This is a genomic window from Brachybacterium huguangmaarense, assembly GCF_025725725.1.
Taxonomy (GTDB): domain Bacteria; phylum Actinomycetota; class Actinomycetes; order Actinomycetales; family Dermabacteraceae; genus Brachybacterium; species Brachybacterium huguangmaarense.
Map to the genome: position 1 here is coordinate 2,904,052 of NZ_CP107020.1, position 13,363 is coordinate 2,917,414.

General features: G+C 72.6%; 12 protein-coding genes and 1 tRNA gene. 1 reads left to right on the forward strand and 12 read right to left on the reverse strand.

All coding sequences use genetic code 11. The features are described from left to right. Positions 1-22 precede the first annotated feature (22 nt). The 9 genes from BRM3_RS13350 to BRM3_RS13390 form a co-directional block, all read right to left on the reverse strand. Positions 23-955: a Ppx/GppA phosphatase family protein gene (locus BRM3_RS13350; protein ID WP_263593782.1), complete on the reverse strand. Its 933-nt coding sequence runs from the start codon at positions 953-955 to the stop codon at positions 23-25. Continuing rightward, positions 952-1,482 carry a DUF501 domain-containing protein gene (locus BRM3_RS13355; protein ID WP_263593783.1) on the reverse strand — a complete coding sequence of 177 codons (531 nt, stop codon included), beginning with the start codon at positions 1,480-1,482 and terminating at the stop codon, positions 952-954. The genes BRM3_RS13350 and BRM3_RS13355 overlap by 4 nt, the downstream gene beginning before the upstream one ends. Beyond that, positions 1,479-2,129 carry an FtsB family cell division protein gene (locus tag BRM3_RS13360; protein WP_263593784.1) on the reverse strand — a complete coding sequence of 217 codons (651 nt, stop codon included), beginning with the start codon at positions 2,127-2,129 and terminating at the stop codon, positions 1,479-1,481. Before BRM3_RS13360 ends, BRM3_RS13355 begins: the two co-directional genes overlap by 4 nt. Positions 2,130-2,148: 19 nt before the next feature. Continuing rightward, positions 2,149-3,429: a phosphopyruvate hydratase gene (gene eno / locus BRM3_RS13365; RefSeq protein WP_263593785.1), complete on the reverse strand. Its 1,281-nt coding sequence runs from the start codon at positions 3,427-3,429 to the stop codon at positions 2,149-2,151. 84 nt (positions 3,430-3,513) lie between these two features. After that, positions 3,514-4,029, reverse strand: coding sequence for a hypothetical protein (locus BRM3_RS13370; protein WP_263593786.1), 516 nt, complete (start codon positions 4,027-4,029; stop codon positions 3,514-3,516). 11 nt (positions 4,030-4,040) lie between these two features. Continuing rightward, positions 4,041-4,757, reverse strand: coding sequence for a MazG nucleotide pyrophosphohydrolase domain-containing protein (locus BRM3_RS13375; RefSeq protein WP_263593787.1), 717 nt, complete (start codon positions 4,755-4,757; stop codon positions 4,041-4,043). Then, complete coding sequence (mfd, locus tag BRM3_RS13380) at positions 4,754-8,329, reverse strand: transcription-repair coupling factor (RefSeq protein WP_263593788.1); 3,576 nt, start codon at positions 8,327-8,329, stop codon at positions 4,754-4,756. The genes BRM3_RS13375 and mfd overlap by 4 nt, the downstream gene beginning before the upstream one ends. Continuing rightward, positions 8,326-8,922, reverse strand: a complete 597-nt coding sequence (gene pth, locus BRM3_RS13385; protein ID WP_263593789.1) for an aminoacyl-tRNA hydrolase — start codon at positions 8,920-8,922, stop codon at positions 8,326-8,328. Before pth ends, mfd begins: the two co-directional genes overlap by 4 nt. A gap of 120 nt (positions 8,923-9,042) precedes the next feature. Beyond that, on the reverse strand, positions 9,043-9,663 hold the full coding sequence (locus tag BRM3_RS13390; RefSeq protein ID WP_263593790.1) for a 50S ribosomal protein L25/general stress protein Ctc: 621 nt from the start codon (positions 9,661-9,663) through the stop codon (positions 9,043-9,045). Positions 9,664-10,107: 444 nt separating this feature from the next. Here BRM3_RS13390 and BRM3_RS13395 point away from each other — a divergent pair, with 444 nt between their 5' ends. After that, positions 10,108-10,674 carry a hypothetical protein gene (locus tag BRM3_RS13395; RefSeq protein ID WP_263593791.1) on the forward strand — a complete coding sequence of 189 codons (567 nt, stop codon included), beginning with the start codon at positions 10,108-10,110 and terminating at the stop codon, positions 10,672-10,674. Between the two features lie 81 nt (positions 10,675-10,755). Here BRM3_RS13395 and BRM3_RS13400 read toward each other — a convergent pair whose 3' ends face one another. The 3 genes from BRM3_RS13400 to BRM3_RS13410 all read right to left on the reverse strand — a co-directional run bounded on the left by BRM3_RS13400 (position 10,756) and on the right by BRM3_RS13410 (position 13,344). Next, positions 10,756-11,736: a ribose-phosphate diphosphokinase gene (locus BRM3_RS13400; RefSeq protein WP_263593792.1), complete on the reverse strand. Its 981-nt coding sequence runs from the start codon at positions 11,734-11,736 to the stop codon at positions 10,756-10,758. After that, positions 11,733-13,169, reverse strand: coding sequence for a bifunctional UDP-N-acetylglucosamine diphosphorylase/glucosamine-1-phosphate N-acetyltransferase GlmU (gene glmU, locus BRM3_RS13405; RefSeq protein ID WP_396127045.1), 1,437 nt, complete (start codon positions 13,167-13,169; stop codon positions 11,733-11,735). The genes BRM3_RS13400 and glmU overlap by 4 nt, the downstream gene beginning before the upstream one ends. Positions 13,170-13,272: 103 nt before the next feature. Then, positions 13,273-13,344 (reverse strand) — tRNA-Gln (locus BRM3_RS13410). Positions 13,345-13,363: the final 19 nt, after the last annotated feature.

Below are 13,363 nucleotides of genomic sequence, written 5' to 3' on the forward strand. Positions count from 1 at the left end.
GATCCGGCTCACGGACACGGTCTCAGAACAGGCTGAGGGCGATCCCGTCGAGGATGTCGTGCTCGCTCGTGCGGCTCTCGGCGACCCCTGCCGCCTGCTCGACGCGACGCAGCACGCGCTCCCAGATGAGGGCGCCCGCTCCGATCACGTCGATCCGCCCGGGGTGGATGACGCGGTGGGCGGCCCTCTGCTCGCGCGAGGCGCGCAGGATCTGCTCGCACACGGCGACCGAGCGGGCGATCGGCAGGGTCGCGCCGTGGGTGACGTCCGGCGCGTACTGCGTGAGGCCCTCGGCGACCGCCGTGATCGTGGTGACCGTGCCGGCCACGCCGACCAGGGTGGTCGTGCCCGCGAGCGGCACGATGCGCTCGGCCTCGTCGAGGTGCGCGTCGATGTCCGCGGCCGCGGCGGCGATCTCGTCCTCGGTCGGCGGGTCGGACCGCAGGTGGCGCTCGGTCATGCGGACCGAGCCGACGTCCATGCTGATGCGGGCCTCGGGACGCTCCGTGCCCAGCACGAGCTCGGTCGAGCCGCCGCCGATGTCGACCACGAGGCGCGGCCCCAGGGCGAGGTCGGGCAGGGTGCTCACGGCTCCCGTGAAGGACAGCTCGGCCTCCTCGGCCCCGCTCACGACCTCCGGGGCGATCCCGAGGATGTCGCGCACGCCGTCGATGAACACGTCGCGGTTGGAGGCGTCGCGGGTCGCGCTCGTGGCGACGAAGCGGATGCGGTCGGCCCCGTGGTGGTCGATGAGGCGCGCGTAACGGCGGGTCGCGTCGAGGGTGCGCTCGACCGCGGCGGGGTCGAAGGCGCCGGTGCGGTCCACGCCGTAGCCCAGGCGCACGATCTCCATGTGCCGCTCGAGGTCGACGAGGGCGCCGTCCTCGGCACGCCGTGCGATGAGCAGGCGGATGGAGTTGGTGCCGCAGTCGATCGCGGCGACGGGCGTGCTCATGCGTCCTCCTCGGTGCAGCGGCACACGTCGATCGCGGCCACGGGCTCGAGCTCCGCCAGGACGCGGTCGCCGATGGGGTTGACGCCCTCGCCCTCGGCGAGCGACTGGCCGACGATCGCGTGCAGGCACTTGACGCGGTGGGGCATGCCGCCCGCGCTCACGGACGCGACCTCCTCGGCGTGCCCGATCTCCTCACGGCGCGCGATGTAGCGCTCATGGGCGCGCGCGTAGGCGGCGGCCAGGGGGTCGTCGCGCTCGAGCTCGGCGGTCAGCTCGGCCATCTCGCCGCGCGCCTCGAGGCGGGAGACCGCGGCGACCATCGAGGGGAGCGTGAGGTAGAGCGAGGTCGGGAACGGGGTGCCGTCCTCGAGACGGGGCGCGGTGCGCACGACGGCGGGCCGTCCGCACGCGCAGCGCCGGGCGATCGACACGACGCCGCGCATGTCCCGCCCCAGCTGCTCGTGCATGACCGCGAGGTCCGTCTCGGTCGCCGGCGTCTCGTGGGGAAGCGGCGGCAGTGCGGTCACGGGGTGGACTCCTCGGTCGGGGGCGCCTGCGGGCTCTGGGTGCTCTCAGGGGTGACGGTCTGGTCGGGGATGTCCTCGGGCCGCAGGCGGCTCGAGCCCTCGACGCTCGTCCACAGGGCGTCGAACCAGTCCCGCTTCTTCGCCGCCTCCTGGGTCTGCTGGTCCTCGGTGAGGGGCACGTCCTTGCCCGAGGTGTCGGTCAGCCGGTACTGGGTCTCCCCCGGCATCGCGAAGAGCAGGCGCTCCCGGGCCTGCGCGGCGACGAAGGTGGGGTCGTCCCAGCGGTCGACCTGGGCCTGCAGGTCCTTCACGTCGGACTGCTGCTGGGCCACCTGGTCCTGCGCGGTGGCGAGCTGCTGGCGCTGGACCACGTAGCGGTTGACCGTCGGCACGAGCGTCGCGAGGGCGACCACGATCAGGGCGATCAGGACGAGGGCACGGCGCGTGATGCCCCACACGGGGCCGTCCGTCTCGTGCGGCGCGGTGCTCGCGCTGCGGCGGGGACGGGCGGCGTCGGCGGGACGCGAGGAGGCGGTGCGGGCGCGGGAGGAGCCCCCGCGTGCGGACGGGGCGCCCGAGGGGCGCCCCGTGGACGACGAGACCGGGCGCCCCGCGCGTCGCGGAGCGCCCGGTCGTCGTGCTGTCATACGGACCAGGCTACAGGGGTCACGCTGAGAAACGCGGGAACGCGCTCGTGCCCGCGTAGACAGCGGCGTCGCCCAGCTCCTCCTCGATGCGGATCAGCTGGTTGTACTTGTTGACGCGCTCGCCGCGGGCGGGCGCACCGGACTTGATCTGGCCGCAGCCGGTGGCGACGGCGAGGTCGGCGATCGTGGTGTCCTCGGTCTCGCCGGAGCGGTGGGACATCATGCAGCGGTAGCCGTTGCGGTGGGCGAGGTCGACCGCGTCGAGGGTCTCGGTGAGCGAGCCGATCTGGTTGACCTTGACGAGCAGGGCGTTGGCGGCGTTCAGCTCGATGCCCTTGCCCAGACGCTCCGGGTTGGTCACGAACAGGTCGTCGCCGACCACCTGGACCTTGCCGCCCAGGCGCTCGGTGAAGGCCTGCCAGCCGTCCCAGTCCTCCTCGTCCAGCGGGTCCTCGATGGACACGAGCGGGTAGTCCTGGACGAGACCGGCGTAGTAGTCGATCATCTCGGCCGCGGTCTTGCCCGCGCCCTCGAACTGGTAGGCGCCGTCGGTGAAGAACTCCGAGGCGGCCACGTCGAGCGCGAGCGCGACGTCCGTGCCGGGCGTGTAGCCGGCCTTGGTGATGGCCTCGAGGATCAGATCGAGCGCCTCGCGGTTGGAGTCGAGGTTGGGGGCGAAGCCGCCCTCGTCGCCCAGGCCGGTGGCCAGGCCGCGGTCGTGCAGCACACCCTTGAGCGCGTGGTAGACCTCGGCGCCCATGCGCACGGCCTCGACGAACGACTCGGCGCCGATCGGGGCGACCATGAACTCCTGGATGTCGACGTTGGAGTCCGCGTGGGAGCCGCCGTTGAGGATGTTCATCATCGGCACGGGCAGGACGTGCGCGTTGGGGCCGCCGACGTACCGGTAGAGCGGCAGGTCGGAGGACTCGGCGGCGGCCTTGGCCACGGCCAGGGAGACGCCGAGGATGGCGTTGGCGCCGAGCGAGCCCTTGTTGTCGGTGCCGTCGAGCTCGATCATCACGAGGTCGATCTCGCGCTGGTCGGTCGCGTCCATGCCGAGGACCTTGGGCTCGATGTCCTCGATGACGGCGGCCACGGCCTGCTGCACGCCCTTGCCGAGGTAGCGGCCCTTGTCGCCGTCACGGCGCTCGACGGCCTCGAACTGACCGGTGGAGGCGCCGGAGGGGACCTCGGCGCGGGCGAAGGTGTTGTCGTCGAGCAGGACCTCAACCTCGACGGTGGGGTTGCCTCGGGAATCCAGGATCTCGCGGGCGATGAGGGCGTCGATGACTGCCATGGACATGTGCTCCTTCTCTGGAGAGGATCAGTGCGCCGGTCGTCAGGACCGCCGCCGTCAGTCTACGGGGCGCGGGCGGGACCTTCAGCGTGTGCCCACGACGAGTTCAGGGATGGACGCGATGACGAGGAAGAGCAGGGTGCGCCCCGCCATCGCGGGCACGAAGAACCGCCACCACGAGCGGTCGATCGCGCCGACGACGACCGGCCACACGATGAACGGCGGGATCGCGATCGCGCCCGACAGGAAGGTCACGAGCATCATCCGCCACGGGCCCCGGCGCCCCCAGTCCGCCACGGCGTCCCCCATGCGGCCGATCCAGGCGCCCAGACGCACGAGGAACCGCGGCAGGCGGAGTCTCGACGGGCGCTTCTCGCGCGGGGCGCGCAGGCGGGACCAGCGCTCGGCGCCCCGGCCCGCGAGCCAGTAGGGCAGCTTGCCGAGGGTCTGGCCGAGCCCGAGCGCGAGAGCGACGAGGAGGGGCGCCACATGGCTCTCGACGGGCACCGTCGCGGCGACGATCTCGGTGTTGAACAGGGGGATCAGGGCGCCGAGCGCCGCGTACCCGACGGCGCCGAGCAGGACCAGGAGCAGCTTCACGCGGCGCCGGCTCAGTGCGCCGCGGAGGCGCCGGGGCCCCCGTGCCCGCCGTCCGCGGCGAGACGCCCCAGCAGGGTGCGCAGGGCCGACTCGGGATCCTCGTCGCGGGACTCGGCCTCGACGACGAGGTCGAGCAGGGCGCGCGCCACGTCGCCGCCCACGACCTCGGGGGCGGCCTCGTCGGCGCCGGCCAGCAGGGCCTCGAGCTCGCCGCGGGTGCGGGCGCGGTGCACAGCCTTGGCGGCGCTCTGCAGGGCGGGCAGGCGCTCCGGGAGGCCCTCGAGGATGCCCTGGGGCGCCCCCTCGGCGGCCTTGACGGCATGCCATTGCGCGACGATCTCGTCGACGTCGTCGCGATGGGCGAGCGCCGAGGCGGCGTCGTCGCCGAACACGTGCGGGTTGCGGCGCTCCATCTTCTCGTTGAAGGCGCGCGCGACGTCGTCGACCGACCAGGGGGCGCTCTCCTCCTCCCCCAGACGGGCGTGGAAGAGGATCTGGAACCACAGGTCGCCGAGCTCGTCGACGAGCGCCCGCGGGTCGCCGTCGCCCTGCTCGATCGCCTCGAGCACCTCGTAGGTCTCCTCGAGCAGGTAGCGGGCGAGGGACTCGTGGGTCTGCTGGGCGCTCCAGGCGTCCCCGCCCTCGCCGCGCAGCGCGTCCACGATCTCGACCGAGCGCAGCAGCTCGCTCCCGCGCGGGGCCGGCGTGCCCGCCGGCTCGGTGCTCATGCGGCCACGGCCGGGGAGAGGTCGACGAGGACCGCGCGGGCCCAGTCGAGCAGCTCGTGATCGCGCAGCTCGGTGCCGCCCACGCGCGACGTGGTCGGGCGCGGCACGAGCACCTGCCGCACGGCCGGCTTGAACATCGTGCCGGGGTACAGGCGCTTCATGCGCAGGGCCGCGGAGTCCGGCGGCTCGATGTGGGCGAAGCGGATCATCTTGCCCTGCGCCTGGACCTCGTCGACCCCGGCGGCGCGGGCGTCGAGGCGGAAGCGGGCCACGTCGAGCAGCACCTCGACCGGGGCGGGCGGGGCACCGTAGCGGTCGCTGAGCTCCGCCCGGACCTCCGCGATCTTCTCGAGGGTGTCGGCGGCCGAGAGCTTCGCGTAGGCCTCGAGGCGCAGGCGCTCGGAGGCGATGTAGTCGTGCGGGATGTGCGCGTCGAGCGGCAGCTCGACCTTGACGTCGCTCGTGACGACCTGCGGCTCGCCGCGGAACGCGCTCACCGCCTCGCCCACCATGCGCACGTACAGGTCGAAGCCCACGCCCGCGATGTGCCCGGACTGCTCGCCGCCCAGCAGGTTGCCGGCGCCGCGGATCTCGAGGTCCTTCATGGCGACCTGCATGCCGGCGCCGAGGTCGGTGTGGGTCGCGAGCGTCGTCAGGCGGTCGCTCGCGGTCTCCGTGAGCGGCTTGTCGGCGCGGTACAGGAAATAGGCGTACGCGCGCTCGCTCGACCGGCCCACGCGCCCGCGCAGCTGGTGGAGCTGGGAGAGGCCGAACTTGTCGGCGTTCTCCACGATCAGGGTGTTGGCGTTGGAGATGTCCAGACCGGTCTCGACGATCGTGGTGCACACGAGCACGTCGAAGCGCTTCTCCCAGAAGTCCACGATGACCCGCTCGAGCTGGTTCTCGTTCATCTTGCCGTGGGCCACCTCGACGCGCGCGTCGGGCACGAGCTCGCGGATCCGCTGGGCGGTGCGGTCGATGTCCTCGACCCGGTTGTGGATGAAGAACACCTGCCCCTCGCGCAGCAGCTCACGTCGGATCGCCGCGGTGATCTGCTTGTCGTCCTCGGCGCCCACGTAGGTGAGCACCGGGTGGCGCTCCTCGGGCGGGGTCTGCAGGGTGGACATCTCCCGGATCCCGGTCACGGCCATCTCGAGGGTGCGCGGGATCGGGGTCGCGGACATCGAGAGCACGTCCACGTCGGTGCGCAGCGCCTTGAGCGTCTCCTTGTGCTCGACGCCGAAGCGCTGCTCCTCGTCGACGATGATGAGGCCGAGGTCCTTGAACCGGACCTGCCCGGTGAGCAGGCGGTGGGTGCCGATGACGACGTCGACCGAGCCCTCGCGCAGGCCCGCGACGGTCTGCTCGGACTCCGCGGCGCTCTGGAAGCGCGAGAGCGCCCGCACGGTCACGGGGAAGCCCGTGAAGCGCTCGGCGAAGGTCTCGAGGTGCTGCTGGGACAGCAGCGTGGTGGGGGCGAGCACCGCCACCTGCTTGCCGTCCTGGACGGCCTTGAAGGCGGCGCGGACCGCGATCTCGGTCTTCCCGTAGCCGACGTCGCCGCAGATCAGACGGTCCATCGGGACCGGCTTCTCCATGTCGGCCTTGACCTCGTCGATCGTGGTGAGCTGGTCGGGCGTCTCGACGAACTCGAAGGAGTCCTCGAGCTCGCGCTGCCACGGCGTGTCGGGGCCGAAGGCGTGGCCCGGGGCGTTCTGGCGCGCCGAGTACAGGCGCACGAGCTCCCCCGCGATCTCGCGGATCGCCTTGCGGGCCCGGGACTTGGTCTTGGACCAGTCCGAGCCGCCCATCCGGTTGACGCTCGGGTCGTCGCCGCCGACGTACTTGGTGACCTGGTCGAGCTGATCGCTCGGCACGTACAGGCGGTCCCCCGGCTGCCCCTTCTTCGAGGGCGCGTACTCGATGACGAGGTACTCGCGGGTCGCGCGCTTGGCACCCGTGCCGACCGCGCGGCTGGTCATCTCGACGAAGCGGCCGACGCCGTGGTGCTCGTGGACCACGTAGTCGCCCGTGCGCAGCTGCAGGGGGTCGACGACGTTGCGGCGCCGCGACGGGATCCGCCGCTCGCCGCTGCGCCGGGCGCCGGACTTGCCGGTCAGGTCGCGCTCGGCGACGAGCACGAGGCGTGACGCCTCGTCGACGAGGCCCTCGACGAACGGGCCCACGGTCACGACGGCCTCGCCGTCCTCGAGCGGGGCGTCGAGCTCGGGCGTGAAGCGGGCGGGCAACCCGGCGTCGCGCAGGTTCTCGGTGACGTGGCGTCCGCCGCCGGGGCCCGTCATGGTCACCACGACGCGCCAGCCGTCGGCACGGCGCCTGGCGAGGTCGCGGGCCGCCTCGGACGGCCGGCCGCCGTAGCCGGGGTGCGCGACGGCGCTCGCGGTGACGTCGGTGTCCTCGGGCAGACCGAAGGGCGACAGGGAGATCCAGGCGTCGCCGCGGCCGAGGGCGTGCTGGCGCACGTCCTCGAGCGGCACGAAGCTGGCCGCGCCCACGTCGATGGGGAGCCCTCCCCCGGCGGCGGCGCTCGACCATGCGGCGGCGAGGAACTCGTCGGTCGTCGAGACGAGGTCCTCGGCGCGCGCACGGACGCGCTCGGGGTCGAGCACGAGCAGGCGGGCGGCGGGCGGCAGCGCGTCGGAGACCTGCTCCATGTGCTCGACGAGCACGGGGCTGAGGGACTCCATGCCGTCCACCGCGATGCCGTCCGCGATGCGCAGCAGCATGTCGCGCACGCCGGGCAGCTCGTCGGCCATCGTGCGGGCCCGGGCCCGCACGTCGGGCGTCAGCAGGATCTCCCGGCACGGCGGGGCGTCGAGGCCGTGCGCGACGGGTTCGAGGGAGCGCTGGTCGGCGACGGAGAAGTAGCGGATCTCGTCGATCTCGTCGCCGAACAGCTCGATGCGCACCGGATGCGGCTCGGTGGGCGGGAACACGTCGAGGATGCCGCCGCGCACCGCGAACTCGCCTCGGCGCTCGACCATGTCCACGCGCGTGTACGCGGCGCCGACGAGCTGCTCGACGAGGGTCTCGAGCCCTCGCTCCTCGCCGACGACGGCGCGCACCGGCACGAGGTCGCCGAGGCGGGCCGCGACGGGCTGCATGAGGCTGCGGACGGGCAGCACGAGCACGTGCACGGGGGTCTCGGTCTCCGGGTGCGCCAGGCGCCGCAGGGTCGCCAGGCGACGGGCCACGGTGTCCGAGCGCGGCGAGAGCCGCTCGTGCGGGAGGGTCTCCCACGCGGGGAGCTCGGCGACGTGCTCGGTGCCGATCAGGACCCGCAGGGCGGCAACGACGTCCTCGGCGGCGCGCGTGGTCGCGGTGACCACGACGAGCGGGCTGCGGGCGTCGGACCGACGGGCGAGGTCCGCGGCGACGAAGGGGAACAGGCCGCTCGGGGCGACGACCGCGGCGGTCGTGGTCGACGCGTCGAGCACCCGCTCGCGGACGGCCGTGAGGTCGCCGCCCGCCGCGAGGGCGTCGAGCAGCGGGGCGAGGGTGGGCGCCTCGTGGGCGGGGGCGGCGGAGCGAGGGGAGGTCGTCGCGGTCATCGGGTCTCTCGGGAGTGGTAGTGCTGCTGGGCTGCCTCGAGGCCGTCCAGGATGAGCGCGGACGCAGCGTCGGCGGCGTCGTCGAGGAGCATCGGCAGGGTCCGGCGCTCGGTGGCCGTGAACGCGGCGAGCACGTGGTCGGCGGTGTCGCGGCGCCCGGTGGGGCGTCCCACGCCGACGCGCACGCGCAGGTAGTCCTTGGTGCCGAGGGCCTTGGTCACGTCCCGCAGTCCGTTGTGGCCGCCCTCGCCGCCCCCGCGCTTGAGGCGGATCGTGTCGAAGGGGAGGTCGACGTCGTCATGCACGACGACGACGTCGGACGGGGCCACCCCGTAGAAGCTCGCGAGGGCGGCGACGGGGCCGCCCGAGAGGTTCATGAAGCACGTGGTCCGGGCGAGGATCGTGCGCGTCCCCGTGCCGGGGGCGCCGAGGTAGCCCTCGATCACCTGCGCCTGGGCACGGCGGGCCGCCTTGAAGGTGCCGCCGGTCTGCTCGGCGATGTGGTCGAGCACCATGTGTCCCACGTTGTGACGGGTGCGGGCGTACTCGGGCCCGGGATTCCCGAGTCCGACGAGAAGGTGCGTGGTGCTCATGCGGTGGCCTCCATGACGACGGCGACAACGCTACCGGGGCGCCGCGCATTGCACGACGCCCCGGTGAGCGCAGGGAGTGAGGCAGGGATCACGCTGCGGCGCGGCCCGCCTCGGGCGAGGTCACTCCTCGGTCGAGCCCTCGGACTCGGCGGCCGCGGCGGCCTCCTCGTCGGCGGCGTCGAGCTCGGCTTCGAGCTCCTGGTCGACGCGCGGCAGCTGCACGGCCACCACGAGGAGCTCGGCGTCGGTCACGAGCTCGGCGCCCGTGGGGAGGGTGACGTCACCGGCGAAGACCTGGTAGCCGTCCTCCTTCTCCTCGACGTCGATCTCGAGGTGCTCGGGCACGTTGAGCGCGTCGACCGAGAGGGTCAGGGTCTGCGCGTCGACGACCGCGATGGCCGGGTGGACGGGCTCGCCGTTGAGCACGACGGGGATGTCGACCTCGACCTTCTCGCCGCGGCGGACCTCGATGAAGTCGATGTGCGTGAGCGTGCGGCGGATCGGGTGACGCTGGATCTCCTTGATCAGGGCCAGACGGCTGCGGCCGTCGGCGAGCGTCAGCTCGAGCAGGGCGTTGGGGTTGCGGGCGGCGAGCGCGGTCTGGTGGCCCGGCAGGGTCACGTGGATCGGCTCCTGGCCGTGGCCGTACAGGACGGCGGGGATCTTGTCCTCGGCGCGGATGCGGCGGGCGGCGCCCTTGCCGAAGTCCTCGCGCAGCTCGACGGAAAGCTTCTCGGGCATGTCGTTCTCCTGGGTGTCGTGTCGTTCGCGGGGCGAGGTCTCGCGCACCGCGGACACCCCGCACGGTCTCGACCCGTCCGACATGCTCGCACCGCGTCGATCACGGAGTCGGGGTGAGCCCGCTCCCTCGCCGAAGTGACCGGACGAGATTAGCACGCAGCGCCCGCGCGCCCACGGGCGCAGGCACGTGACGTGCCCCTCGCTGCGACGCTCGGCGCTCTCCCGCGCCGAGCGCGGGAGGCGGCCGCCGCGCCCTCGGCGGCCGCCCGTCGCACAGCGCCCGCACGCACCCACGCCATCGTGCGCCCGGAGCCCTTCGCGACGAGGGACGCAGGTCCCGAAGATGCCCTCTGACCAGGCCTACCGTTGAAGACATCCGAGGAGAGGTCCTCGCTATGCCGGGCGATCATCCCTCGCCCCCTTCATCCGGAAAGGCCACCCGCCATGTCCTCCACCACCGCCGCGACCCCGCGGTCCGCACACCCCGCGACCACCGACTCGAGCCTGGACGTGCAGTCCCGTCTGGGCCGCACCCTCTTCGGCATCGTCCGCATCCTCGTCGGCTTCGAGTTCCTGTGGGCCTTCTTCGACAAGCTGATCGGCCTCGGGTTCTCGACGCCGACCGAGAGGTCGTGGCTGAACGGCGGCTCCCCGACGGGCGGCTACCTCGGCGGCGTGGTCGCCCCCGAGACCGGCAACCCGCTCGCCGGCTTCTTCAAGTTCTGGCTGGGCCTGGGCACCTTCACCGACGTCGTCTTCATGCTGGGCCTGCTCGGCGTGGGGCTGACCGTGACCCTCGGCTTCTGGTTCCGCTTCGGCGCCGTCGCGGGCGCGGCCATGATGCTGCTCATGTGGCTGGCCTCGTTCCCGATCGCGCCCAACCCGTTCGTCGACTACCACCTCGTGGACCTGTTCCTGCTGCTGGCCCTCGCCGTCGTCGGCGCGGACCGCTGGCTGGGGCTGGGCACCATGTGGCGGCGGCTCGTCGGCAATCGGGCGGTCATGATCTGACCCCGCCGCCCTCCCTCGCACCGCACGCGAACGGCCCTCCCGGAACACCGGGAGGGCCGTTCGCGTGCGGTGCGAGGAGTCTCAGACCTGACCGTCGAAGAGGCTCGTGACCGAGCCGTCGTCGAAGACCGCGCGCACCGCGCGGGCGATGAGAGGGGCGATCGAGAGCTGGGTGAGGTTCTCGAACTGCTTCTCGGGCGGCACCGGCAAGGTGTTGGTGCAGATGACCTCGGAGACGCCGCTCGAGCGCAGACGCTCGGTCGCGGGGTCGGAGAGGATCGGGTGGGTGGTCGCGACGACGACCTTCTTGGCGCCGTTGGCCTGGAGCGCCTCGACCGCCTGCATGATCGTGCCGGCGGTGTCGATCATGTCGTCGACGAGCACGCACGTGCGGCCGGAGACCTCGCCGATCACGCGCTTGGCCACCGCCTGGTTGGGCTTCTTGGGATCGCGCGACTTGTGGATGAACGCGAGCCCGATGCCGCCCAGGCGCTTGGCCCACTGCTCGGCGACGCGGATGCGGCCCGCGTCCGGCGAGACGACGACGAGGTCCTCCTCGCCGTACTTGCGCTCGACGTAGTCGGCGAGGATCGGCAGGGCCATCAGATGGTCGACGGGGCGGTCGAAGTAGCCCTGGACCTGCGGGGCGTGCAGGTCCACCGAGATCAGGCGGTCGATGCCCGCCGTCTGGTAGAGGTCGGCGACCAGGCGGGCCGAGATGGGCTCGCGGCCCAGGTGCTTCTTGTCCTGACGGGCGTAGGGGAAGCTCGGGGCGATCGCCGTGATGCGCTTGGCCGACGCCCGCTTGAGGGCGTCGATCATGATCAGGTGCTCCATCAGCCAGGTGTTGATCGGAGCGGGGTGGGACTGCAGGACGAACGCATCGGCGCCGCGCACCGACTCGCCGTAGCGCACGTAGATCTCACCGTTGGCGAAGTCCCAGGCGTCGACGGGGAGCACCTCGACGCCGAGCTCCTCGGAGACCTCCTGCGCGAGCACGGGGTGGGCGCGTCCCGAGGCCAGGACCAGCCGCTTCTCCCCCGCCTTGACGATTCCGCTCATCGGTTCTCCTGCTCCTCGCTGCGATCCCTGCTCTGCGGTTCCTGCGTCTCGCCGGCGGCGCTGCGGGCCTGCGCGGCCTTCGCGGCCTCAGCTGCCTTCGTGCCCCCGCGACGACGCTCGGTCCATCCTTCCATGTTCCGCTGGCTCGCGGCGCTCACAGCCAGGGCGCCCGGCGGGACGTCCTTGCGGACCACCGTGCCGGCGCCGGTCGAGGCGCCGTCGCCGATCTCGACGGGCGCCACGAGCACGCTGTCGGACCCGACGCGCACGTGCTTGCCCACGCGCGAGCGGTGCTTGGTCACGCCGTCGTAGTTGGCGAAGATCGTGGCGGCGCCGATGTTGGTGCCCTCGCCGATCTCGGCGTCGCCCACATAGCTGAGATGGGGGACCTTGGCGCCGGGGCCGATGTCGGCGTTCTTCGTCTCGCAGAAGCCGCCGATCTTGCCACCGGCGCCGAGCACGGTGCCCGGGCGCAGGTAGGTGAAGGGGCCCACGGTCGCCTCGTCCCCGATCTCGGCGAGCAGCGCCTGGGTCCGCACCACCGAGGCGCCGCGGCCCACGACCGTGTCGCGCAGCGTCGAGTCGGGACCGATCTCGGCCTCGGCCGCGATGTCGGTCGCGCCCTGGAGCTGCACGCCGGGCTGGATCACGGTGTCCTGGCCGATCGTGACGTCGGCGTCGATGTAGGTCGCGGCGGGGTCGACGATCGTGACGCCGGCCCGCATGTGGCGCTCGTTGATGCGCCGGCGCATCTCGGCGCCGAGCTGGGCGAGCTGGACGCGGTCGTTGGCGCCCTCGACGAGGATCGGGTCGTCGGTGACGACGGCACGCACGGCCCCGCCGTCGCCGCGCGCGATCGCGAGCACGTCGGTCAGGTACATCTCGCCCTGCGCGTTGTCGGTGCCGATGCGCTCGAGCGCCGAGCGCAGCACGGCGAGGTCGAAGGCGTAGATGCCGGAGTTGACCTCGTCGATCGTCCGCTGCTCGGAGGTCGCGTCCTTGTGCTCGACGATCCCGAGCACCTCGCGGCCCTCCTCGTCCCGCACGATGCGGCCGTAGCCGGTGGGGTCGGGCACGCGCGCCGTGAGCACGGTGACGGCGTTGCCGCTCTCCTCGTGCTCGGTCACGAGGGCGCCGAGGGCCTCGGCGTCCAGCAGCGGCACGTCACCGTAGGTGACCACGACGGTTCCGCCGTCCGCGTCGACCTGCTCGAGCCCGCACTGCACGGCACGTCCCGTGCCGGGCACGTCGTCCTGGTCGGCGATGAGCGCGTACGGGGCGTGCTCGCCGAGATGCTCGACCACGAGGTCGCGCTGGTGGCGCACGACCACGACGAGACGCTGGGGGTCGAGCCCGGCGGCGGCGGTCACCGCGTGCATCAGCAGGGAGCGCCCGCAGATGGGGTGCAGGACCTTGGGGATCGCGGACTTCATGCGTGTGCCGGCGCCGGCGGCGAGCACGACGACGGCCTGGGGTGCGTGGGCGTTCAAGCGGGTGCTCCTCGTCTCGGGGGGTGCCGCGCGACGGGCGGCCGGGTTCCGCCATCAGGACTCGAACCTGAAACTTCAGAACCAAAATCTGAGGTGTTGCCGATTACACCATGGCGGATCAGCCCTCGCGGGCGCAG